At 58.6% G+C, this 23,421-nt stretch carries 23 protein-coding genes; 9 read left to right on the top strand and 14 right to left on the bottom strand.

The window, feature by feature from the left end:
• Positions 1 to 12: 12 nt before the first annotated feature.
• The 4 genes from serA to FOM92_RS07000 all read right to left on the bottom strand — a co-directional run bounded on the left by serA (position 13) and on the right by FOM92_RS07000 (position 3,817).
• Entirely contained in the window at positions 13 to 1,596 is a 1,584-nt protein-coding gene (gene serA / locus FOM92_RS06985; protein WP_143776030.1) for a phosphoglycerate dehydrogenase, read from the bottom strand.
• Positions 1,597 to 1,686: 90 nt separating this feature from the next.
• Entirely contained in the window at positions 1,687 to 2,811 is a 1,125-nt protein-coding gene (locus tag FOM92_RS06990) for a phosphoserine transaminase (protein ID WP_143776031.1), read from the bottom strand.
• 104 nt (positions 2,812 to 2,915) lie between these two features.
• A complete protein-coding gene (locus tag FOM92_RS06995) occupies positions 2,916 to 3,230 on the bottom strand; it encodes a PepSY domain-containing protein (protein WP_246087182.1) in 315 nt (104 codons plus the stop codon).
• A gap of 2 nt (positions 3,231 to 3,232) precedes the next feature.
• Positions 3,233 to 3,817: a protein-methionine-sulfoxide reductase heme-binding subunit MsrQ gene (locus FOM92_RS07000; RefSeq protein WP_211347357.1), complete on the bottom strand. Its 585-nt coding sequence runs from the start codon at positions 3,815 to 3,817 to the stop codon at positions 3,233 to 3,235.
• Positions 3,818 to 3,959: 142 nt separating this feature from the next.
• Here FOM92_RS07000 and FOM92_RS07005 point away from each other — a divergent pair, with 142 nt between their 5' ends.
• Complete coding sequence (locus FOM92_RS07005; RefSeq protein WP_425473375.1) at positions 3,960 to 4,643, top strand: extensin family protein; 684 nt, start codon at positions 3,960 to 3,962, stop codon at positions 4,641 to 4,643.
• 40 nt (positions 4,644 to 4,683) lie between these two features.
• Complete coding sequence (locus FOM92_RS07010; protein WP_143776368.1) at positions 4,684 to 5,550, top strand: LOG family protein; 867 nt, start codon at positions 4,684 to 4,686, stop codon at positions 5,548 to 5,550.
• Between the two features lie 27 nt (positions 5,551 to 5,577).
• Here the strand turns inward: FOM92_RS07010 and FOM92_RS07015 are convergent, their stop codons facing one another.
• Positions 5,578 to 6,015, bottom strand: coding sequence for a c-type cytochrome (locus tag FOM92_RS07015; protein WP_143776033.1), 438 nt, complete (start codon positions 6,013 to 6,015; stop codon positions 5,578 to 5,580).
• Between the two features lie 19 nt (positions 6,016 to 6,034).
• Complete coding sequence (locus tag FOM92_RS07020; RefSeq protein WP_143776034.1) at positions 6,035 to 6,670, bottom strand: c-type cytochrome; 636 nt, start codon at positions 6,668 to 6,670, stop codon at positions 6,035 to 6,037.
• Between the two features lie 146 nt (positions 6,671 to 6,816).
• On the opposite strand from FOM92_RS07020, the gene FOM92_RS07025 reads away from it, so the two are divergent.
• On the top strand, positions 6,817 to 7,710 hold the full coding sequence (locus FOM92_RS07025) for a prephenate dehydratase (protein WP_143776035.1): 894 nt from the start codon (positions 6,817 to 6,819) through the stop codon (positions 7,708 to 7,710).
• Here FOM92_RS07025 and FOM92_RS07030 read toward each other — a convergent pair.
• Both FOM92_RS07030 and FOM92_RS07035 read right to left on the bottom strand, forming a co-directional pair.
• Positions 7,707 to 8,765: a glycosyltransferase family 4 protein gene (locus tag FOM92_RS07030; RefSeq protein ID WP_143776036.1), complete on the bottom strand. Its 1,059-nt coding sequence runs from the start codon at positions 8,763 to 8,765 to the stop codon at positions 7,707 to 7,709. The genes FOM92_RS07025 and FOM92_RS07030 overlap by 4 nt on opposite strands.
• Positions 8,762 to 9,586 carry a UDP-2,3-diacylglucosamine diphosphatase gene (locus FOM92_RS07035; protein ID WP_143776369.1) on the bottom strand — a complete coding sequence of 275 codons (825 nt, stop codon included), beginning with the start codon at positions 9,584 to 9,586 and terminating at the stop codon, positions 8,762 to 8,764. The genes FOM92_RS07030 and FOM92_RS07035 overlap by 4 nt, the downstream gene beginning before the upstream one ends.
• Before the next feature lie 285 nt (positions 9,587 to 9,871).
• Here FOM92_RS07035 and FOM92_RS07040 point away from each other — a divergent pair, with 285 nt between their 5' ends.
• Positions 9,872 to 10,132 (top strand): DUF2171 domain-containing protein, encoded by a 261-nt coding sequence (locus FOM92_RS07040; RefSeq protein WP_143776037.1) that lies wholly within the window; start codon positions 9,872 to 9,874, stop codon positions 10,130 to 10,132.
• Positions 10,133 to 10,166: 34 nt separating this feature from the next.
• On the opposite strand, the gene polA is transcribed toward FOM92_RS07040, so the two are convergent.
• Complete coding sequence (gene polA, locus FOM92_RS07045; RefSeq protein WP_143776038.1) at positions 10,167 to 12,983, bottom strand: DNA polymerase I; 2,817 nt, start codon at positions 12,981 to 12,983, stop codon at positions 10,167 to 10,169.
• 111 nt (positions 12,984 to 13,094) lie between these two features.
• Positions 13,095 to 13,769, bottom strand: a complete 675-nt coding sequence (locus tag FOM92_RS07050; protein ID WP_143776039.1) for a GNAT family N-acetyltransferase — start codon at positions 13,767 to 13,769, stop codon at positions 13,095 to 13,097.
• Positions 13,770 to 13,898: 129 nt separating this feature from the next.
• Between FOM92_RS07050 and FOM92_RS07055 the strand changes: the two genes are divergently transcribed.
• Positions 13,899 to 14,942: an AraC family transcriptional regulator gene (locus tag FOM92_RS07055; protein WP_143776040.1), complete on the top strand. Its 1,044-nt coding sequence runs from the start codon at positions 13,899 to 13,901 to the stop codon at positions 14,940 to 14,942.
• A 92-nt stretch (positions 14,943 to 15,034) separates the two neighbouring features.
• Positions 15,035 to 15,862: a sterol desaturase family protein gene (locus FOM92_RS07060; protein WP_143776041.1), complete on the top strand. Its 828-nt coding sequence runs from the start codon at positions 15,035 to 15,037 to the stop codon at positions 15,860 to 15,862.
• Positions 15,863 to 15,884: 22 nt separating this feature from the next.
• Here the strand turns inward: FOM92_RS07060 and FOM92_RS07065 are convergent, their stop codons facing one another.
• Positions 15,885 to 16,370, bottom strand: a complete 486-nt coding sequence (locus FOM92_RS07065) for an SH3 domain-containing protein (protein ID WP_143776042.1) — start codon at positions 16,368 to 16,370, stop codon at positions 15,885 to 15,887.
• A gap of 95 nt (positions 16,371 to 16,465) precedes the next feature.
• Here FOM92_RS07065 and FOM92_RS07070 point away from each other — a divergent pair, with 95 nt between their 5' ends.
• Complete coding sequence (locus FOM92_RS07070) at positions 16,466 to 17,464, top strand: 2-hydroxyacid dehydrogenase (protein ID WP_143776043.1); 999 nt, start codon at positions 16,466 to 16,468, stop codon at positions 17,462 to 17,464.
• 103 nt (positions 17,465 to 17,567) lie between these two features.
• A complete protein-coding gene (locus FOM92_RS07075; protein WP_143776044.1) occupies positions 17,568 to 18,878 on the top strand; it encodes an ammonium transporter in 1,311 nt (436 codons plus the stop codon).
• 10 nt (positions 18,879 to 18,888) lie between these two features.
• Here FOM92_RS07075 and FOM92_RS07080 read toward each other — a convergent pair whose 3' ends face one another.
• From FOM92_RS07080 to FOM92_RS07090, 3 genes are all read right to left on the bottom strand, one after another.
• Entirely contained in the window at positions 18,889 to 19,221 is a 333-nt protein-coding gene (locus FOM92_RS07080) for a PilZ domain-containing protein (protein ID WP_170226808.1), read from the bottom strand.
• A 63-nt stretch (positions 19,222 to 19,284) separates the two neighbouring features.
• On the bottom strand, positions 19,285 to 20,688 hold the full coding sequence (locus FOM92_RS07085; RefSeq protein WP_143776370.1) for an NAD(P)H-dependent flavin oxidoreductase: 1,404 nt from the start codon (positions 20,686 to 20,688) through the stop codon (positions 19,285 to 19,287).
• An 80-nt stretch (positions 20,689 to 20,768) separates the two neighbouring features.
• Entirely contained in the window at positions 20,769 to 21,917 is a 1,149-nt protein-coding gene (locus FOM92_RS07090; protein WP_143776046.1) for a glycosyltransferase family 4 protein, read from the bottom strand.
• Positions 21,918 to 21,954: 37 nt separating this feature from the next.
• On the opposite strand from FOM92_RS07090, the gene FOM92_RS07095 reads away from it, so the two are divergent.
• Positions 21,955 to 23,346, top strand: a complete 1,392-nt coding sequence (locus FOM92_RS07095; RefSeq protein WP_143776371.1) for a protein adenylyltransferase SelO family protein — start codon at positions 21,955 to 21,957, stop codon at positions 23,344 to 23,346.
• Positions 23,347 to 23,421: the final 75 nt, after the last annotated feature.

Genomic DNA, 23,421 nt, shown 5'->3' on the forward strand with positions numbered 1-23,421 from the left:
GAAAAGCCCCGATCAGAATTTAAGCGCCTTGACCGTTTTCACACCGGGCAATTTGCACAATTGCCACAGCACCGGCTCTTCGATTTCGGAGTCCATCGACAACAGCAGCACCGCCTCGCCGCCGGCACTGCGGCGGCCGAGGTGGAAGGTGCCGATGTTCAACCCCGCCTCGCCCAGGGTCGTGCCGACGCGGCCGATGAAACCGGGGGCATCTTCGTTGACGATGTAGAGCATATTGCCCTCCAACTCCGCCTCCAGGCTGATCCCGAAAATCTCGACAAGACGCGCTTCGCTGTTGGCAAAGAGGGTTCCTGCGACCGAGCGGGGTCCCTGGCTGGTGTTGACAGTGACGCGGACAAGCGTGTGGTAGGCACCGGGCTTGTCATGGCGCACTTCGCGGATGTCGAACCCTCGTTCCTTGGCAAGATAGGGCGCGTTGACCATGTTCACCGCGTCGGAGAAGCGGCGCATGAAGCCCGACAGGACAGCGGCGGTAATCGGCTTGATATTCAGCTCCGCCGCCGCGCCTTCGACTTCGATCGCCATATTGTCGAGATCGTCATGCGCCAGCTGGCCGACCAGCGAACCCAGCTTTTGCGCAAGGTTCATATAGGGCTTCAGCTTCGGCGCTTCTTCGGCCGACAGGCTCGGCATGTTGAGCGCGTTGGTGACGCCGCCATTGACCAGATAGTCGGCCATCTGTTCAGCGACCTGCAGCGCGACATTGACCTGCGCTTCGTTGGTCGACGCGCCCAGATGCGGGGTGCAGATGAAGTTGGGTGTACCGAAAAGCGGCGATTCCTTGGCGGGTTCGGTGGCGAACACGTCCAGCGCCGCGCCCGCGACATGGCCGCTGTCCAGCGCCTCTTTCAGCGCCGCTTCGTCGATCAGGCCACCACGCGCGCAGTTGATGATGCGCACGCCTATCTTGGTCTTGGCCAGATTTTCCTTCGACAGGATATTGCGCGTCTGATCCGTCAGCGGCGTGTGCAGCGTGATGAAATCGGCCTTTGCCAGCAATGTGTCGAGGTCGGCCTTTTCCACACCCATTTCCACGGCACGCTCGGCGGTCAGGAACGGGTCGAAAGCGACAACCTTCATCTTCAGGCCCAGCGCGCGGCTGGCGACGATGCTGCCGATATTGCCCGCGCCGATCAGGCCCAGTGTCTTGCCGGTGACTTCCACGCCCATGAAGCCGTTTTTCGGCCAAAGGCCCGCCTGCGTCTGGGCATTCGCCTCGGGCAATTGCCGCGCAAGTGCGAACATCAGGGCGATGGCGTGTTCGGCGGTGGTGATTGAGTTGCCGAACGGCGTGTTCATCACGACGACGCCCTTGGACGATGCGGCGGGGATATCGACATTGTCGACACCGATGCCAGCACGGCCAATGACCTTCAAATTGGTGGCAGCATCCAATATGGCCTTGGTAACCTTGGTCGAGCTGCGGATAGCAAGGCCGTCATAGTCACCGATAATGGCCGCCAGTTCTTCAGGCGTTTTGTCGGTGATCACGTCCACATCACAGCCGCGTTCGGCAAAGATCTTGGCGGCGTTGGGGTCCATTTTGTCGGAAATAAGTACGCGAGGTTTTGTCATGTCATGTTCCTGATTTTGGGTCGTCGTCATCCCCTGCCTAAACAGGGGAATCGGTATTCCCGCTCTTGCGGGGACGAAAATGCGCGAGGGTTAAGCCTTGGTCTCTTGAAAGGCCCAGTCGAGCCACGGGCCGAGCGCCTCGATATCGGCGGTATCGACGGTTGCACCGCACCAGATCCGCAGACCCGGTGGCGCGTCGCGATAGCCCGCAATGTCATAGGCAGCGCCCTCGGCTTCGAGCAGCGCGGCGAACTTCTTGATGAATGCCTCGTCCGCGCCTTCGACAGTCAGGCAGACCGAAGTTTTCGACCGTGTCGCCTCATCGGCGGCAAGATGGCCCAGCCAGTCCCGTTCGGCGACGATCTTGCCAAGCGCGGCGGCGTTGGCGTCCGAACGGCGCATCAGACCTTGCAATCCACCGACGCTTTTCGCCCATTCCAGGGCAAAAATCACATCTTCGACGGCCAGCATCGACGGGGTGTTGATGGTCTCGCCCTTGAAAACGCCTTCGGCCAGCGCGCCTTTTGACATCAGGCGGAAAACCTTGGGCAATGGCCATGCGGGCGTGTAGCTTTCCAACCGCTCCACCGCGCGCGGGCCGAGGATGAGAACGCCATGCGCGCCCTCGCCGCCCAGAACCTTCTGCCAGGAGAAGGTCGTTACATCGAGCTTGTCCCACGGCATGTCATAGGCAAACACCGCCGAGGTCGCATCGTTGAAGGTCAGGCCTTCGCGGTCATCGGCGATCCAGTCGCCATTGGGAACGCGTGCGCCGGATGTCGTGCCATTCCAGGTGAAGACGACATCATTGCTGAAATCGACCGCCGACAAATCGGGAATTTCGCCATAGGGTGCATTCAGGACGGTGGCGTTCAGCTTGAGCTGTTTGTTGACATCGGTAACCCAACCTTCACCGAAGCTTTCCCAGGCAAGCATTGTAACCGGCCGTGCGCCGAGCATGGTCCACATGGCCATTTCGATGGCACCGGTATCCGAACCGGGCACAATGCCGATCCGGTGCGTATCGGGTACCTGCAACACGTCGCGCATCAGATCGATGGCAAGCTGCAGACGCGACTTGCCGATCTTGGCGCGGTGCGAGCGGCCCAGTGATTCGGTTGCTAATTTGGAAGCTTCCCAACCCGGCGGCTTTGCGCAGGGACCGGAAGAAAAATACGGACGCGCCGGCTTTGCGGCGGGTTTACTGATAGTCATGTAAGCATCTCCTTGCAGAGAGCAGCGCGGCGTTGGGACCGCGTGGCCCGGAGCCGCGTTTAAGCGCGGCCCCGGTTTTGTCAATGACTATCGACGTGCGGGTATCAATATCCCTGCTTACGGAACAGCACCTCACCGCGCCGTGCAACATAGAGTTTTTCCAGTGTGACGGGGTGGAAATAGGCCTCGACACGGTCACCTTCGGGGGTGCTGCCATAGACTTCATAGCAACCGCCATCGACCTTGGACTTGCGGACGGTCCAGCCTTCCTTAGTCAGCTTTTTCGTCAGTTCGTCCTGCGTTTTCCAGCCTGATACTGGGCCGGCTTTGCATTTGATGACGCCGGTCGCCGAAGCGGGCACCGACACCAGCGCAACGGCAGCAGCGGCGGCAAGCGAAAGGGGGATAAAGACGCGCATATTCATGCTCCTTTGGGTTGGGGTTTGGGGGAAAGAAAAAAGCGTGCGGCCACGAGTAGCACCAGTGGTACAAAATGCACCAGAGCCGGGACCAGGTTGTTGTGGATGAAAATCCAGTGGACAAGAACAAGGACTGCCGCCGGGTAGACCAGACGCTGGAGCTGCTTCCACCCCGCTTTCAACCGCCGCATCGATGCATCGTTGCTGGTCAAGGCCAACGGTACGAACAGCAGCATCGCTGCCCATCCCGTCCAGATTCCCAGTGCCCAGAATTCGGCAAGGATATCGTCCAGATTTCCCATATCTATCAGATAGAAAATCAGATGGAGCACCGAATAGGCAAAGGCCGCCACACCCAGGGCACGGCGGCGTTGGACGAGCCAATTGAGCCAGGGTTTAGGCCCCAAAAGAGAGACAAGCGGGCTCAATACCATCGCAAAGATCATCAGCCGCGCCGCCCATTCGCCTGTGGGATGCAGCATATCCATCGCAATCACATCGCCGCCCACATAGCGGCGCAGCATCAAAATTGCCGGGATCGCCAGCAATAACCAGAAGGTCGGCTTCTTATTAAGAATGATTCGCAACACTCAACCCCGTTACGGTGTGCCCTCTGGGCTGGCAATGGCCAATTTGTAACAAAGCTTATCCCCCAAGGTGCGGCCAATGGTTCGTTTCCCGCGCCCGCATACCATAGGACCACCATTTTCCGGTTCGCCTGAACGGGTAATGACGCTAAATAGCGTCACAATGCAAAAGCGCTTTACTCTTCCTCTGGTCGTGCTCCTCGCCACCCTAACGCTTTCGGGGTGCGGCGGCCGGGAAGAACGGGATATTCCCCGCGTGACCAACGACAGCTTCAGCAGCGCCGAGTCCCGCAAATGCCTTGCCGATCTGAAAGCGCAGTCGGTGCGTTTCCAGGTCCTGCCCAACCAGTTGAGGGGCGGCGGATGCCGGACCATCGACACCATCAAGGTTCTTGATCTGGGCACCGAGACTGCGAATCTGGGCCCGATGACCTGTCCTTTGGCGGCAAATTTCGCAGCATGGGCGCGTTATGCGGTTCGCCCCGCCGCCAGACAATATCTGGGTTCGGATGTGGTCCGCATCGAAACATTCGGCACCTATAGCTGCCGCAATGTAAATGGTGGACGTTCGGGTAAATTGTCCGAGCATGCCTTTGCCAATGCGGTCGATGTCTCGGCCTTCATCCTGCGTGACGGACGGCGGATTTCCCTGCTGAACAACTGGAACGGCCAGCCGCAGGAACGGGCCTTTTTGCGCCGCCTCCACCAGTCCGCCTGCAAGCGGTTCGGCACCGTTCTCGGCCCCGAATATAATGCACAGCACGCCAACCACTTCCACTTCGACATGGCCAAATCGATGAAGGATGGCTCTGCCTTCTGCCGATAAGGGGTGGCAAAATGCCGACGGCGCGGGTAAACCCGTGCTAATGAACGATACAAAAATAACCGACCGCCGCTTCTACAAAGCACAGCAAGAAGCGGATTTCGCGGAACAACAGCTTTCCACACCCCAGACACGCAGCAAGTCGTACCGGCTTGCCTTTCAAGACACCGATTTCCTTCTGCGTGAGGATTTGCGTCCGGTACGGTTCCAGCTGGAACTGCTCAAGACCGAGATGCTGCTTGACGAAGCCAATATCGGATCAATGCTGGTGATTTACGGATCGGCGCGCATCCCTGAGCCGGAAAAGGCTGACGCCCTTTTGGCCAATGCGACCGATGACCGCGCGCGCATTATCGCCGAGCGAATGAAGGAAAAGTCGCGTTTTTACGAAGAAGCACGGACTTTGGCGCAACTTGCGAGCCAGGCAAATGTGACCGATGAAGCGGGACGGAGGCATTTCGTTGTCTGCTCGGGTGGCGGACCGTCCATCATGGAAGCGGCCAATCGCGGCGCGCACGATGTCGGCGCCGAATCTGTTGGCCTGAACATAGTTTTGCCGCACGAACAGGCACCCAACCTTTTCGTTACCCCGCGCCTCAGCTTCCAGTTCCACTATTTTGCCTTGCGCAAGATGCACTTCCTGCTGCGCGCCCGCGCGGTTGCCGTGTTTCCGGGCGGTTTTGGCACATTTGATGAATTTTTCGAACTGCTGACACTCGTCCAGACCGGCAAGATCAAGAAAATGCCGATCCTGCTGTTCGGCAAGGAATTCTGGAATCGCGTCGTTAATTTTGAAGAATTGATGCTCGAGGGCGTAATCAGCCCGCCAGACCTCGAACTCTTCCGCTTTGTGGAAACTGCGGATGAGGCATGGTCGGCAATTTGCGAATTTTACGAAGTGGGATTTTAGGGTCAGGGCCCCCAAACCCCATTTCGTTTATTTCAATGTCGCGAGATATTCGACCAGCGCTTTGCGGTCGGCGGGATCGCTGATTCCGGCAAACATCATTTTGGTTCCGGGTGCCCATTTGGCGGGCGCCGCTATGAAAGCATCCAGAGCGGCATCATCCCAGACACCGCCCTTTCCTTTCAGGGCGTTGGAATAGGTAAAGCCCTGCACCGAAGCAACGGCCCGTCCGCTTACACCGTGCAAGCCCGGACCGATGCCGTTCCGGCCATCGGGCGTGACGCTGTGGCATGCAGCGCATTTTTTGAAGACGTCGGCGCCCGATTTGGCAACGGCTGTGGCAGGTGCGGCGGCAGGAGCAGCCTCTGTGGAAGCCGATTCGGATGCAGCAGGGGCCGGCTGGCTGGATTCGCCACAAGCCGCCAGAAGCCCGAAAGCTGCTGTTAACAGAAACGCATGAGTCTTCATGGGCGTAATCCCTGCTATTTTATTTTGCGGGGGCAGCGGCTGCATCGGCTGCAGGCGCTGCGGCGTCTGCTGCTGGCGCAGTACCAGCGGCAGCAGCAGCTTCATCCGCAGCTGCATCCGCCACGGCGGCCTCGACCGGTGACGGCAATGGCAGGTTTGAACCTTGGCTGTTCAAGTAGAGCAGCAACGCTGCGCGTTCTTCCGGATTACCCAAACCGGCAAAAGTCATTTTGTTGCCGGGTGCATATTTTTTTGGATTCGTGAGCCACTCGTTCAACGCTTCAAATGTCCAGGTACCACCCTTCGACTTCAGCGCATCGGAATAGGCAAATCCGGCATGGCTGGCGAGCGGCTTGCCAACAGTTGCCCACAGATTAGGTCCAATACCGTTAGGGCCGCCCTGCGCGATCGTATGGCAAGCGGTGCATTTTTTGAAAATGGCTTCGCCTTTGGTCATGTCGGCAGTTGCCATCATATTGCCAATAGGAACCGCCGCTTCGCCGCCGCCTTCACCGGACTCAACGCCTTGTATCGCATAGCCAGGCTCATGCGGCGCGGGGCTGTGAAAATACATGCCCGAAGCGATGCTCAATCCCAGCGCGGCGATACCACCTGCCAAAACCCAGCCTGCGATTGTGTTACTGCGATCATCCATCGATTGTCTGCCCTGTTATGCGGTTTGATGCATGCGGCTATTGAAGCCGCCAGATTCCCTGCCCCTCTAATAGCGCAAAGGGAGCCGTGCAAGAGCGGAAATCCGGTCTTGCCCGATATGATTCCGTCCCGTAACGCCACGCCATTATGGATAGCTATCCCGCCCCTGCCCTCGCCAAGGTCAAAGAGATGACCGCCATTGCCACCGCAGACCCTGCGCGCGCCGTCGCATTTCAGGGCGCGCCGGGTGCAAATTCACATCTGGCAGCATTGGAATATGACCCCGAATGCCATCCCCTTCCGTGCTTTTCCTTTGAAGATGCGATCGACGCGGTGAAGGACGGGACAGCCGCCCGCGCGATCATTCCCATTGAAAATTCGCTGCATGGCCGCGTGGCGGATATCCATTTCCTGCTGCCCGAATCAGGACTCAGCATCATTGCCGAACATTTCATGCCGATCCGCCACTGCCTTATGGCCAAGACGGCAGATGCCAAACTGACCACCGCGATGAGCCATCCGCAAGCCTTGGGTCAGTGCCGCCACTATTTGCGCGCGCATGACATCATTCCTGTGGCCTATGCCGATACCGCTGCGGCAGCCGCCTTTGTCGCCGCCAATGACGACCCGTCCGCAGGCGCAATCGCGCCGCCTATTGCCGCCGATATGTATGGCCTTGTGGCTATCAATGACGGTGTGCAGGACGATGCCAGCAACACGACACGCTTCGTCGTGCTATCGCGCGAGCCTGCAACACTTTCCGCAACCGACGGCACGTTGATGACAACCTTCATCTTTGAGGTGAAGAACATCCCTGCCGCCCTCTACAAGGCGATGGGCGGTTTTGCGACGAATGGCGTCAATATGACGAAGCTCGAAAGCTACCAAAATGGCGCCAGCTTTGCCGCGACCGAGTTTTTCGCCGACATCGAAGGTGCGCCCGGCGACGCCGCCGTCGACCGCGCGCTGGACGAGTTGCGTTTCCACTGCAACTCGGTGCGATTGCTGGGAACCTACAGACAGACCCGCAAACGCGGTTAGGCGCGTTCGAGCGCCATTTCGCGCGCTGCATATAGGGCGGCCAGAAACTGGTCGGCGGCACGATCCCAGGTGAACTGCGCGCCATAACCGGCCGCGGCCGTTCGGCTGCACCGCAACGCCCGGGTTATCGCATTTGACAGCGATTCCGATACGGCCCCGACTGGTTCCGCAAGGTCGTCAAACGGTCCGAAGCCATCTGCCCCGATGATATCCAGCGGACCTGGCACCGGATAGCCTGCCACCGGCACACCGCAAGCCAGCGCCTCGATCATTACCAGTCCGAACGTGTCGGTTTTGCTGGGGAAGACGAAAACATCAGCTGCGGCATAGGCCTGCGCGAGTTCCGTGCCGCTCAAGCTGCCCATGAACAGGGCATCGGGGTAGCGCCGTTTCAACTCTTCGAATGCCGGGCCATCGCCCACGACCACTTTGGTCCCTGCAACCGCCGCGCCGAGAAAACTCTCAAGATTCTTTTCGATCGCCACGCGGCCGACGGAAAGCAAAATGGGCTTGGGCAATGCCGAAAGCACCGGATGCGGGGTAAGGTTAGGCTTGAATATCGCCGTATCAATACCGCGCGTCCACGGACGGGTATGCGCTATGCCTCGGCTTTCCAGCTCTGCACTCAAACGCGGCGTCGCCGACAGAACGGCGCGTGACGATTTATGGAATATACGCATGACCGGCCAGAAATAGTCGGGCGACAGACCCGTGCGCACCGATGCATAATCGGGAAAGCGGGTGTGGAAGGCCGTGGTGAAAGGTATTTTGTGCACCATGCACCAGCGCCTTGTACTCCAGCCAATCGGCCCTTCGGTCGATATATGGACGATGTCCGGCGCAAAATCGGCCAGTTTCTTGCGCAGGCCAAAGCGCGGCGCGACGGCAAGGCGTATCTCACCATAGCCGGGACAGGGAACGGTGCGAAACTGGTCGGGGCTCATGACGCACACTTCATGACCGCGTTCGCGGAGCAGCTTTACAGTCATCTCCAACGTGCGCACCACGCCGTTGATCTGCGGACGCCAGGCGTCCGTTGCTATCGCGATCCTCATGCCAGGGCCTTTTCGCGCCGTGCTTTCTGTTGACGCTGGCGATTATGTTCGGCCCAGTCGACAATCGACATGTTCCCGAACTTGTCTTCGACCAATGCGGTGCAGCTTTCGACCCAGTCGCCGTCATTATAATAAGTGACGCCATCAAAATCGCGGATTTCGGCATGGTGGATATGGCCGCATACAACGCCATCGACGCCCCGATCCAATGCCGCGCGCGCCACCGCCTCTTCATATTTGCCGATGAAGGACACCGCATTTTTGACACGCATTTTCAGATAGGAGGAAAGCGACCAATAAGGCAGATGCAGCCTGCGCCGGACCGCGTTCAGCCACACATTGGCCTTGAGCAGAAAAGTGTAAGCGGTGTCCCCGAGAAAGGCCAACCATTTGGCGTAAAGGACGACGCTGTCGAACATATCGCCATGGGTGACCAGCAACAACCGGCCATCGGCGGTTTCATGAATGGCCTCATGCACCAGTTCGACCCCGCCAAAGCCAAGCCCCACATAATCGCGGAACATCTCGTCATGATTGCCCGGCACATAGACAACCCGCGTACCCTTGTGCGCCATCTTCAATATGCGCCGCAAAACTTCATTGTGGCTTGATGGCCAATACCAGCCTTTGCGCAGCCTCCAGCCGTCGACAATATCGCCAACGAGATAGAGCGTATCGCACTGGATGCTGTGCAGAAAATCGAGCAGCAATTCCGCATTGCACCCCGATGTTCCCAGATGGACATCCGATATCCAGACGGTGCGATATTTCTGTTTGGGTTGGAAACTGCGCGGTTCCTGTTCGTGAAACCAATCGGGCATTTTCGGATCGAAGATGCCGCCCAGCGGGTTTTTGGTCAAAACGTCTGTCATGATTTTCCCAGTTTTTGCCTTAACTGGAACTGCCGGATAGCCGCCATGCATTACGCGTTCACGTCGTCAGCATGACAGTTTCGAGTCAGTTCCAGTTTTTCTGTGACAATCAGAACCTGGCGCCGACCCGGATGCAGAAGACGATCTGCCGCCGCGGCTATGCGAATGCGTTTCGCCGAGGGACCTTCTGCCGTCTTTTAGCGTTACGCTTTTCCCCACTTCAGGAGAAAACAAATGGCAGACCTTTCCCAAATTCAGGAACATGCGGAAGTTATCGGTGCGGACGGTGTTCATGTCGGCACGGTGGACCGCGTTGTCGGAAACCGCATCAAGCTGACCAAAGACGATAGCGGCGAAGGCCGGCATCAGGGGCATCACCACTATATCAGTGGCGGCCTTGTTGCGGCGGTCGAGGATGGCACTGTGCGCCTGTCGGCAAATGCCGATGTGGCGGTGACGTTTGAAGAAGAGGAAGGCGAAGAAGCCACGTCCTGACAAGCGTCGGGGCGCGGCTTGTATCTACCCTATGTTAATGCGCTGCGCCCCAGCTTGGACCTGTCCCGATTTCCACGCCGAGCGGAACCGTCAGTTTGACCAAAGGTTCGGCGGCATTGGCCATCACCGCCTCTATCACCTTGCTGGCGGCGGCGACGTCACCTTCGGGCAATTCGAAAACCAGTTCGTCATGCACCTGCAGCAGCATCTTCACATGGGGCAATCCCGCCGCCTCTAACGCGGGGCCCATGCGCACCATCGCACGCTTGATGATATCGGCACTGGTACCCTGGATCGGCGCATTGATCGCGGCGCGCTCGCTTCCCTGCCGCTCCGCCTGGTTTGCGGATTTGATCCGCGGGAACCATGTCTTGCGCCCGAACAAGGTGGTGGAATAGCCACATTCGCGGACCGTAGCCAAAGTCTCCTGTATATAGTTGGAGATTCCCGGAAAGCGTTTGAAATAGGCGTCGATAAGCGCCTGTGCCTCGTCCGGTGTGGATTCAAGCCGCTTGGCAAGGCCCCAGCGCGAGATGCCGTAGAGGATCGAGAAGTTGATGGTCTTCGCGCGGCCACGGGTGTCGCGGTTCACCTCGCCAAACATTTCCTGCGCGGTGCGGGCGTGGATATCCTCACCCTTTTCAAAGGCGTCACGCAAAGGTGCGACATCGGCGAAATGCGCGGCAAGGCGCAGTTCGATCTGGCTATAGTCGGCCGACAGGATGACATTGCCGGGCTCCGCCACAAAGGCATCGCGAATCTGACGGCCCATTTCGGTGCGGATCGGGATATTCTGCAAATTGGGATCGGTCGACGACAACCGCCCGGTCTGCGCGCCGACGAGTGAATAGCTGGTATGGACGCGACCGGTTCTGGAGTTGATCTGTTCCTGCAGACTGTCGGTATAGGTCGACTTGAGCTTCGCCAATTGCCGCCAGTCCAGCACCTTGCGCGCGATTTCCACGCCCTGCCCCGCCAGATCCTCCAGCACGGTGACATCGGTGGAATATTGGCCGGACTTGCCCTTTTTCCCGCCCTTGAATCCCATTTTTTCGAACAGGATATTGCCCAGTTGCTGCGGGCTGCCGATCGTGAAGGGCTGCCCTGCCAGTTCGTGGATTTCCTTTTCAAGGCTTTCCATCTGCGCGGCAAATTCGCCGGACAGGCGGGCGAGTACGGCCCGATCAACCTTGATACCCGTGCATTCCATTTTCGAAAGGACCGGCACCAAAGGCCGGTCGACCAGTTCATAGACGGTCGTAACCTTGTCCGGGCTGAGCCGCAATTTCAGATGGTGCCACAGGCGCAGGGTAACGTCCGCATCCTCCGCCGCATATTTTGTCGCTTCGGAAAGCGGCACGGCGGCGAAACCGATCTGGCTTTTGCCGGTGCCGGTCACGCTTTTATAGCTGATGCATTCATGCCCCAAATGCAGCCGCGCCAGTTCGTCCATGCCGTGGCCATGGTCACCGGCGTCAAGCGCGAAGCTCATCACCATCGTGTCGTCATAGGGCGAAATGGTGAGGCCGTGCTGCGCCAGGACGCTGATGTCATATTTGAGATTCTGGCCGATCTTCAGCACGCTCGGTTCGACCAGCAGGGGTTTCAACCGCGCGAGCGCCTCGGCAAAGGGAATCTGCTCGGGGTTCTCGGCCAGTAGGTCGGTGCCTCCGTGCCCCAGCGGCACATAGCAGGCCTCGCCCGGCGCCACGGCAAGGCTGAACCCGACCAGTCGTGCCGTCACCGCCTCCAGACTGTCGGTTTCGGTGTCAAAGGCGACCAGTCCCGTTTCCATCGCCCGCGAAATCCAGTGATCGAGCCGGTCGGCTGTCGTCACGCATTCATAGGCATTTACATCAATGGGCGGCATCGCAGGTGGCAACGCGGCCTGTCCTGCAACCGGCGCATTTGCCGCGCCATCCCCCTTGTTCGTTGCCTTGGGGTTTCCGGCAATGGCCTTGTTGGCGGCGGCCGTATTGGCCACCTGACCGATGCGTTTCAGAAGCGAGTTGAAACCGTGATGCTGCAAAAAGGCAGCCAGAGGCTCTTCGGGAATAGCGCCCAGCTTCATATCCTCCAGCGGGATCGGCAAGGGGCAGTCTTCTTTAAGCGTCACCAGCACCTTTGAAAGCCGCGCCTTTTCCGCATGCTCGATCAGATTGTCACGCATCTTCGACGGCTTCATATCGGGAGCAGCGGCAAGGACGCTTTCCAGATCGCCAAATTCCTGGATCAGCTTGGTCGCGGTCTTTGGCCCGACGCCGGGGACGCCCGGGACATTGTCCACGCTATCACCCATTAGCGCCAGCACATCCCCCACCTTTTCCGGGCCGACGCCGAATTTTTCGAACACCTCTTCAGCGCGGATGCGCTCATTCTTCATGGTGTCGAACATGTCGACACAGGGTTCGACAAGCTGCATCAGGTCCTTGTCGGACGATACGATGGTCACATGCCAGCCGGCAGCGCAGGCTGCCTTGGCATAGCTTGCGATCATGTCATCCGCCTCGACATTCTCCTCCTCGATCAGGGGCAGAGAAAAGGCGCGCGTGGCATCGCGGATCATGGGGAATTGCGGGCGCAGATCCTCCGGCGGTTCCGGCCGGTTGGCCTTGTACAGGTCGTATATTTCGTTGCGGAAGGACTGCGAGCTTTTGTCCAGAACCACCGCCATATGGGTCGGGCCATCGGCCTGATGCAGATCGTCGGCAAGCTTCCACAACATGGTTGTGTAGCCGTAAACGGCTCCCACAGGTTCCCCATGGATATTGGTCAGTGGCGGCAGGCGATGATAGGCGCGAAATATATAGGCGGAGCCATCAACGAGGTAGAGATGCTTCTGTTCGGACATAGCGCAAGCGATAGCAGCGGCATGCCGCCGCGACTATCGTGAAATGCGCGCCATGCACCCAAAAGCTGTGGTAAAAACGGATTTCAGCGCGGACAAAGCAGCGTCCGAAGGTCAGGCGCAGAAATTTGGCGTCGCGGGGCTTTCCATGCGCAAGTCGGCTGCCTTTCCACCGTGCATGCGGACAAGCCGGGGATGTCCTTCGGCCATATAATGCCAGCGGAAAAAGCGGAATGTCATGATCCGGCCCACCGTCACGGCCCCCATGCGTTTGTGCGACAATATGGATGGCAGGTTGTAATCGGCGATCCAGCTCATCGACCAGCGCCGGTCATGGGCCTGCAACCATTGGGCAGTCCCCGCCCACAGCGCGGCAAATCCCCTGCCCATCCGGAACTGCGGCTTAATCCATAGCCCAGCATCCCACCCCGCATCGGCGGGCACATGAAAGCGGATCGGCATCGCGTCTTCTTCAAACGGACCGGCGCCCACCCAGGTTACGCCGACCAGTTCGTCCTTGCGGTTGAACGCGGCGAGACAGGTCATGCCCTGTGCAAAGCGGAGGCGCTGGACCGCCGGGCTGATGTCGATGCTGTGCTGTTCCAGTTCGGCGGCGGACATGGGCGCTACCCTGAACCCGCGCGGCATTTCGGGCATGCCGGATACGGGTACGGCAACCAGAAGCAGGCGGCTATATCCGATCATGCCCGCCTTCGCCGCAAGCCGCGCGGCTGCGTAAGACAGGATGCCGGCGGCACCTAACAACTTTAAACTGCTTATGTCCGGCACAAGGGGCTCCGTCGGTGGTGCCGAAAGGCCATAATAGGATTTTGAAAATAAATTCTGAACGCGGCGGCATCTGTCTGATTTCGAAATCAGCTTGTCGCAATGCGTGCTTTGTGAGAGCGATGCACCCCGATGGATGATTTCAACCATATCGACATGATGGCGCGTGGGGGTGCCATTTCCCTGTTCATGCTCTGGAGCTGGATTTTGCTCCGCGATCATGGCCAGTCCCTTGCGGCCCGCCTTGCTGTCCAGATGAACGCCGCGATCTGTTGCTATTTGCTCGTCACGACGGGCTGGTACCGGGAACCCAGTTTGGTGGGGCTGTTTCTGGCCCTTGGCGCAGGGGCCACGCCCGGGCTGTTCTGGCTGTTTACGCGCGCCTGGTTCAGCGACGAGGACAAGGTAAAGCCGGGGGCGGTCTTTCTCGTCATATTATCCGTTATCAACACGGGCGTCACCCAAATGACATCGGCAGAAGACGGCGCGATCAATATGGTGTCGGGCGTCCTGTTTCGTATTGCCATGCTGGCCTTTGCCGCCGCGGCGTTCTGGGAAGTATGGCGCAGCCGCGAAGGCGACCTTGTCGAACCACGGCGAAAAATGCGCCCGCGCCTTATCGCAGTGGTCGGATTTTACGTCATCGTCATCGCCTTTACCGAGGTCGCGACGCATAACGGCCTGGCGGACCGGGTGATGATCCGTATTGTGGGAAGCACGATCATTTTGGTGGTACTCGCCTTTTGCGCCGCCCTGTTCCAGATGCGTCAGGCGGACCTGTTCGGCCCCAGCCTGCCGGTGCAACGGAGCGCCGCGGCAAAAACGCATGCCGATGACGGATTGTCCGAAAAATTGCTGGCACATATGGCGCGCGAAATGGCGCATCGGGATGAAACCATGTCGATCGCCAAGCTGGCCCAGCAACTGGGCGAGCAGGAATATCGGCTGCGCCGGACAATCAACCAGCAACTGGGCCACCGCAACTTTACGTCATTCCTCAACGGTTATCGCCTTGCCGAAGTGAAGGCGGCGCTTTCAGATCCTGCGCAGAAAGACGTGCCGATCATCACCATCGCCCTGGACGCGGGCTTTGGGTCCCTGGGGCCATTCAACCGCGCCTTTCGCGAAGCAGAAGGCATGACGCCCAGCGCCTATCGCGCTCAAAAGGCTGGTTGATTTCAAAATCGGCTAGTCACATTCGGAATATGAAGGGCATAGTCGCCGCCGAACGGGCAGATGGCCAACATCAATTGCCCAAGGATAAATGAATGAACACCGGAATTCCTCCCCTCGATATATTGCTGACCAAAGGCCAATATGTTTTTGCCTTTGACTTTGGACGCTATCTGATTGCCGCAGCCGTCACATTTTCCATTGTATGGTTGCTGCGCCGGACCGCATTGCGGCAGCGCAAGATCCAGTCGCGGGAGGCAAATGCTGCCGATATGCGGCGCGAGTTTTTGCAATCCATGCAATCGGCAGTGGTATACACCATTGGCGCCGCGTTCCTGATCTGGGGCAGCCAACATGGCATCTTTAAAAAGTTCGACGGCAGCTTCGGGCTCGGCACGGATTTGCTGATCCTCGCCGCGATTATCATCGCGCATGATGCCTATTTCTACTGGGCACACCGGTTCATGCACCATCCCAAATTGTTCAAGCATTTCCACCATGCCCATCACCGGTCGATTACCCCGACCCCCTGGGCGGCTTACAGCTTCGCCATTCCGGAGGCTGTTGTCATGTTCATGTTTGTGCCCATCTGGCAGTTTTTCGTGCCGACGCCCGGCTGGGTCATGTTTACATGGCTGAACTTCCAGATCATCCGCAACGCCATGGGCCATGCCGGTTTCGAATTTTTCCCGCGCTGGTGGCTTGCGACGCCTTTGACGAGCTGGATCAATACGACTGTGCACCATGACTTGCACCATCATGGCGGTTTCAACACCAATTACGGTCTGTATTTCACCTGGTGGGATAAATGGATGGGGACGGAACACCCCAAATATCACGCGAAATTTGCCGAGGTTGTAAACCGTGGCAGGGAAGTTGCGGCCCATTCCGACCCGATCCAGCCGGACGCGGTCCGCGCTTAGGGTGAGGACCTAGGGTCGAGACCTAGGGCGCTTCGTCACCCCAAAGACGGTCGGTTTCAATAAAGCCGTAGCGCCCTGCATTATCGAAGCGGCACCAACCCTTGTCGCATTCGTCAATTGTGCCGACAACACCGGGTTCCACGCGCCATGCGATGCGCGCGGTGGGTTGCGGGGTTTCGCGCAAGGCGGCGATGCTACTGCCGACGACAAGCGCGGTGCGCTTCGGGCTGAGCAAACGGACATGCATCCAGCCCTGATCGCCGTCGGGATCTTCGACCTTGCGCCAGACGCTGTGCACGGCAACAACCTTAACCGGCATATTCTGGCGCTTATAGATCCATTTCACCGGAAATTCGGTGCTCGGTCCCGTGCGCATCCGCGCCTCGGACTCTTCAATGGAGGCCCAATAGGGTGTCTTTTGCTGCGCCTGTGCATTCAGAGCCACCGCACCGAAAAATGCCGCGCACAGAGCAACACCTTGCCAAATGATTTTTGCCTGATTTGCCATTATCTTACCCCAGTGCCGTACTCTATACTGTAAGGTACACCGACAGTGCAACCATCCTGTCTTGACGTCAGCGCGAAATCCGCTTTACTCGCCGCATGCCCGAACTCAGCCGCATCGAACGACCACGTGTCCGTGTCACCCGAAAGCTACTGCCCGCTGTTGAACAGCGCATGGCCGAATTGTTCGACGCGACCTTCAACGCAGACGACACGCCGATGACCCGGGCAGAGCTCGCGTCTGCCATGGCGGATTGCGATGTGCTGGTGCCGACGGTGACCGACCGGATCGATGCCGACCTGATTGCCGCAGCCCCGCCCCGGTTAAAACTGATCGCCAACTATGGCGCGGGCGTGAACCATATCGATTTGTCCGCTGCCAAGGCCAAAGGCATCATGGTGACCAACACGCCGGGTGTCTTTACCGACGATACCGCCGACCTCACCATGGCACTGATCCTCAACGTGCCGCGCCGTCTGGGCGAAGGACACCGCCTGATGCGCAGCGGCGCATGGCAGGGCTGGAGCCCGACCGGAATGCTGGGCCACCGTATTGGCGGCAAGACGTTGGGCATTATCGGCTTTGGCCGGATTGGCGAGGCGGTTGCCATACGCGCCAAGGCCTTTGGCCTGAATATCATCTACAACAAACGCCACCGTCTTCCCGCCAGTGTCGAAGAAGAACTGGGTGTCAGTTTTGAACCCGATCTCGACCGTCTGGTGGGCCGTGCCGACATCATCTCGCTGCACTGTCCACTGACATCGGAAACCGACAAGATCATCAATGCGGAGCGCATCGCGTTGATGAAGCCGGACGCCTATATCATCAACAGTTCGCGCGGCGAGTTGATTGATGAAGTGGCATTGATGGACGCATTGGAATCCGGGCGCATCGCTGGGGCGGGGCTTGATGTCTACACCCACGAACCGGCGGTTGACCCACGCTTGTTTGCCATCCCGAACGTCGTCCTCCTCCCCCATCTGGGCAGCGCGACTATTGAAGGCCGCGGTGCCTCGGGGGAACGTGTGATTGCCAATATCCGGATGTGGGCCGACGGCCATCGGCCGGCTGATCAGGTTCTAGAAGGCTGGACCTGAGCAATTTTCGTTCTCGAACGCGGCGTTAACCGTAATTTTTGGCATTGAGCATCCGTCCCGCCTGTCTTAGGACGCGCTACAGAAAAAAAGGGGTGGAGCGGACATGGCCAATAAGATTCTGAGTGCAATATGTGTTGCCGGTGCTTTTTTGGCAGCGCCTGCCTTCGCCCAAGATGCCGTCATCGCGCTGCCCGAAGCCGATAGCGGCGACAGCGCATGGATTTTGACCTCGTCCGCCCTGGTCCTTTTGATGACCCTGCCCGGCCTCGCGCTCTTTTACGGCGGCCTTGTCCGCGCCAAGAATTTCCTGTCGGTCCTGATCCAGTGCGGCGCCATCGCTGCGCTTGCCTCGGTAATCTGGATTGCGGTGGGATACAGCCTCGCCTTCTCGGTCAACGGCAATAGCTATATCGGCTCGCCCGAAAATTTCATGTTCAACGGCCTGCTCGACTCAGTCCGTGAGGACCAGACAATCGGCGAACTCGCCTTTGCGCTGTTCCAGATGACCTTTGCGATCATTACCCCTGCCCTGATTGTCGGGTCATGGGTGGAACGGGCGCGTTTCGGTTGGGTCGTTGCCTTCAGCGCGCTCTGGTCATTGCTCGTTTACATCCCCGTCACCCGTTGGGTCTGGGGCGGCGGATTTCTTGCCGAACAGGGCGTGATCGATTTTGCAGGCGGCATTGTGGTGCACACCACGGCCGGCATCTCGGCGCTTGTGGTGGCATTGATGCTGGGCAAGCGGATCGGATTTCCCAAGACCCTGATGCTGCCGCACAGCCCTGCACTGACGGTGGCGGGTGCGGGTCTTTTGTGGGTGGGCTGGTTTGGTTTCAATGGCGGATCGGCGCTCGCCGCCAGTGACGCAGCGGCCAGCGCGATCATCAACACCCATGTTGCAGCATCGGTCGCGGCGCTCGTCTGGATTTTGATTGAGCGGTTCAAGGTCGGCAAATCGACAGCGGTCGGCTTTGCCACAGGTGCAGTCGCAGGGCTGGCGACCATCACGCCTGCCGCCGGAACCGTCGGCCCCGGCGGTGCCATCATCATCGGGTTGCTGGCCGGCCTGGTCTGCTTCTGGTGCGTCGGCCTGGTGAAGGGGACGTTGAAGATCGACGACTCCCTTGATGTCTTTGCCGTCCATGGCGTCGGCGGCATGCTCGGCTCGCTCCTGCTTGCCGTCTTTGCCAGCGAAAGCTTTGGCGGTGTCGGCTATGCCGAAGGCGCAGGCATGGCGACTCAGCTTTGGGTGCAGCTAAAGGGTGTCGCGATTGTTGCGGTCTATTCCGCGGTCGTCACCCTGATTATCGGCTATATGGTGTCGATGGTCCTGCCCATGCGGGTCAGCGACGATCAGGAACGCGACGGGCTGGATATTTCCAGCCACGGCGAACGCGCATGGGATCTGGATTGATTTTGAACGATCAGCAGGTTTGAAGGGTTAGCTGCCGGAACAGCGTCCGGTCCAGCATTTCGTCAAATTTGCAGCCGAGCCGGTTGCCCTCCGCCCAGACTGCCGTTGCGCTGATGGGCTGGCTTCCGGCCAGACGCAGCCAGATCCGGTCGCCGACATCGATACCCCCGTCGATCAGGACGCGGCAGCCATAGACCGACAGATCGACAAGGCTGGCCTCAAGCGGGGGCTTTGAGCGGTTGCGGACGGTTGCCTTTCCCAGCAGCACAGGATGACGCTGCGCCTCCCGCTGCTCCAAGCGCGCGGGCGCTACCTTTCGATATTGCGACGTCATGTACCCCATCAACATCCCCTTGCCGCAAAAAATAAGCGAACAAGGTCAATAATCGGTAAATGACCGCCGAAATTAATCCCCGGTCAGGATGCGATCCACAAGCTGTTTCACCGTCGGAACGAAGCCGTTGGAATAAAATGGATCCTTCCCGAACAAATAGGCACTGTGCCCTGCGAACATCAGATTTTCGTCGATGGGCGCGCCATGGACGATGTTCTGAAGCGCCTTCTGGATACAGAAACTGCGCGGATCGGCGAGCCGGCCGGTGCTGTTATTGTCATGGTCCTTCCACGACGAGAAACCGCAATGCGATAGACAGCCCATGCAATCCTTCTGGTCCTTGCGGATAACCTCGCCTGATTCCGGGGTTACAAAGACCAGCGTGTCGTCCGGCGTCTTCAGCGCAACGGTAAAGCCCCGCGCATGCCATTCGCGTGCCTTCATCAGATCCGCCGGTGTCACCCAGAAATTCTTGCCCTTCACCCCGACATCAAGCTGGAGCGTGTGGTCAAGATCGGCTGCCTGCGTATAGGAAATCTGGCGGTCGGACCGTGCCTGCAATTCACGCAAAAACGGATTGATGACCGCGCTCGAATAAAATCCGGTTGGCGAGAATTGGTGCAGCAAAACGCCATCTTCGGGGATTTGCGTCAGCGCATCTTTCCACCCTTGCGGAATGGGGCTTTCCTGGGTCAGCAACGGACGCGTGCCGAACTGGAATGCAATCTGGCCGAGCTCGGGATTGTCGATCCAGTCGTTCCAGTCACGCAAATACCAGACGCCGCCCGCCATAACGATGGGCACCTCGTCGGAAATGCCCTCTGCCCGCATGACATCGCGCAGCGCTTTCACCCGCGGATAGGGATCTTCCGGGCTGCGCGGGTCTTCGGCATTGGAGAGGCCGTTATGGCCACCTGCAAGCCAGGGATCTTCATACACGACCGCACCCAGCCATTCGGGCACCTTGTGATAGGCGCGTTTCCACAGGGCACGGAACGCACGGGCGGAACTGACGATAGGCAGATAATAGACGCCATATTGCGCAGCAATTTCGGACAGCTTGTACGGCATGCCCGCGCCGCATGTCACGCCTGTCACCATGCCGCGCGTTTCTTCGAGAACGCCGTGCAGGATACGCTGGGCACCGCCCATTTCCCACAAAACGTTAATGTTGATGGCACCCTTCCCGCCGGAAATTTCGTGCGCCAGCTTCACCTGGGCTATACCGCCCCTGATGCCATAGGCGACCAGCTCTTCGTGGCGTTCGGCGCGTGTTTTGCCCAAAAAGACCTGCGGAATCATATTGCCGTTTTCGTCATAGCTGTCGGCGTTCACAGCCGACACCGTACCGATACCGCCAGCGGCAGCCCAGGCACCCGAACTTGCATGATTTGTTGCAGCGACGCCCTTGCCGCCTTCGACCAGCGGCCAAACTTCACGGCCACCATATATAATGGGTTTCAGACCCTTGAACACAAACACAACCCCTATGTATTGCAATCGGCGCACGATAGCGCCTTCCCCTTACTCCATTCATTCGCCGCTAACTGAAACATTCAGGCTTGTCGCGCAAAATCGGCGCGCCTCATCGCAGAGCCGTACAGCTGCCTGTAGCGGGCGAACATCGTATCCTCATCATATTGCGAACAGGCGATAAACCGGTTCGCCTCCCCCACTTTGCTGCGCAGCACGGCGTCCTGCGCCAAAGCGGAAATGGCGTTGGCCAATCCTGCTTCATCTTCGCGGTCCACGATAAACGGACGATTTTCCTTTGAAACCATGTTGCGCACATCCCCGACATCGGTCGAAACGGCGGCGATACCGCTCGCCATCGCTTCAACCAGAGAAATCGGATATTGTTCACTGTCCGAGCTTAACGCGAATATGTCGAACAGACGGATGTAGCGCGCCGGGTCTTTCAAAAAGCCCGGCATCATGACCCTGTCCTCAATACCCAAGCGCTGGGCCTCGGCCATGATGGACGCGCGTTCCGGTCCTTCTCCGGCAATGGCGAGGCGTATATTGGGCCCTGCGGCAGCAACCGCACGGACGAGGCGCGGCAAATTCTTGACCGTCCGAAGTCCCGCAATCGTGCCCACCACAATCTCGCCTTCGCGTTTTTGAAAACCCGGGAAAGATCCGCGTTGCGGGCGGCGGTTATAATGGTCGGTGTCGATACCGTTGGGAAAGCGGCAGATTTTGTCGAGCGGCTGGTGCCATTGCGTGCGCGCGATTTTTTCGAGTGTCCGCGACGGTACAACAAGCGAATTTGCGCGCTGCAACGCAATGGTGCGAAACCAGTTACGCCGCTTTTTCAGACGATCGATCTCGTCATGGTTGAAGCCGTCTTCATGGTGGATCAATTGCGGCAAACCCATGGCCTGCCCCAAAAGCGTGCGCGCCATGACCCCGTCCATCGAACCCCAATTATAGCTGAGCACCAGATGGAATTTCTTCATATAGGTGGCCAGTTTGCGGTACCGGCCCATGCCGGGCATCCCGGCCAGCGATGGTGCAGCATCTTTGGGCAGGGTAAATTTGATCCGCTTGTCAATGGCATCCGCTGCGCCATAGGCGTCGGGGACCGCCGACAATATGGTATGTTCCGCCTGATCGCCGAAATGGTTGATCAAGCGTACCGTGCGCGATTCCTGTCCGCCCAGATTGAAACTGCTGTGCAAATGAAGGATGCGTACTGCCGCCATGCTTGCCTTTCCCGTGCGTCCCGCCCAAACGGGACCGATGCATATTAACGTCCTGCCCTCCCCCTATCGCCCCGATCCAAAAATCGCCAGCCTTGGTGCAAAAATTGGTGATCCCGTCCGATCTGCCGACTTTCCCCGGACGATCCTTAGGTACCGCAACGATCTGTGGGCATCGACCGTCGGCCTGGATTCGCTGAGCGACGATCTGTGGGTGCAGCATTTTGGCCGGTTCGTTCCGCTTCCCGATAATATGCCCGAACCGCTGGCGCTGCGGTATCATGGGCATCAATTCCGCGTCTACAACCCGGAAATCGGCGATGGCCGGGGCTTTCTGTTTGCGCAGTTACGCGACGGACTGGACCGCTTGCTCGATTTCGGCACCAAGGGTTCGGGCACCACGCCCTATAGTCGCCGCGGTGACGGCCGGCTGACGCTAAAAGGTGGTGTGCGCGAGATATTGGCGACCGAAATGCTCGAAGCCCTCGGCGTCAACACATCCAAAAGCTTTTCGCTTATCGAAACCGGCGAGGAACTGATGCGCGGGGACGAACCATCGCCAACACGCTCTGCAGTGCTCGTCCGCCTGAGCCACAGCCACATCCGGATCGGGACCTTTCAGCGCATGGCAGCCGAAGGTGACAGCGAAAGCATGGAAAGGCTGGTCGCCTTTTGTTTGACGATTTTATACAATGAAACGCCCGGCGATAATCCAGCGGCGCAGTTGCTCCACCTTGCTGTCGAGCGTATCGCCGATCTTGCCGCATCCTATATGGTCGCAGGCTTTGTGCATGGCGTGCTCAACACCGACAATATTAACATCACCGGCGAAAGCTTTGATTACGGGCCCTGGCGGTTTACCGAATTTTGGGACCCGCATTTCACCGCCGCCTATTTTGACGAAACCGGACTTTATGCCTTTGGACGCCAGGCAGAGGCGATGCACTGGAATCTCGGACAATTGGCCGTCTCGCTTCGGCTGCTGTGTGAGGCACCCCCATTGATTGAGGCTTTGGAACGTTATCCTGCCCTTTTCCAGGCGGCGATCATCAGGCGCTTTTTATGGCGGCTTGGCCTTCAATCCCGAGGCGATGAACGCGACCGCGAGCTGGTCGAGGCTGCGGAACGGGCAATGGCACGCGGCAAAATACCGATCGACATTTTCTTTCACGGCTATCGTGGCGGACGGCTGCCCGATACGCGCCAAAGCGGCGAATTCAGCGACGCTTTCGAAGCCATATTGGCCGACTATCGTCCGGCGGTTGAGGATACACACCCCTATTGGACTGCCTCCACGCCGTGCTCCATGCTGATTGCGGAGGTTGAACAAATCTGGTCGGCCATTGCCGAAAAGGATGATTGGGACCCGTTGATGCAGAAAGTCGAAGCGATTAGGACAATGCGGGAGGCACTGTCGGCAGTAAAGGGATGACGTATTTTGCCGTCTTGATTTACCCGATGTAAAACTATTTCAGCCATTTCATGGTAAACCGGTATTAACCATCAT

The sequence above is a fragment of the Sphingorhabdus contaminans genome (assembly GCF_007280415.1).
GTDB lineage: Bacteria > Pseudomonadota > Alphaproteobacteria > Sphingomonadales > Sphingomonadaceae > Sphingorhabdus_B > Sphingorhabdus_B contaminans.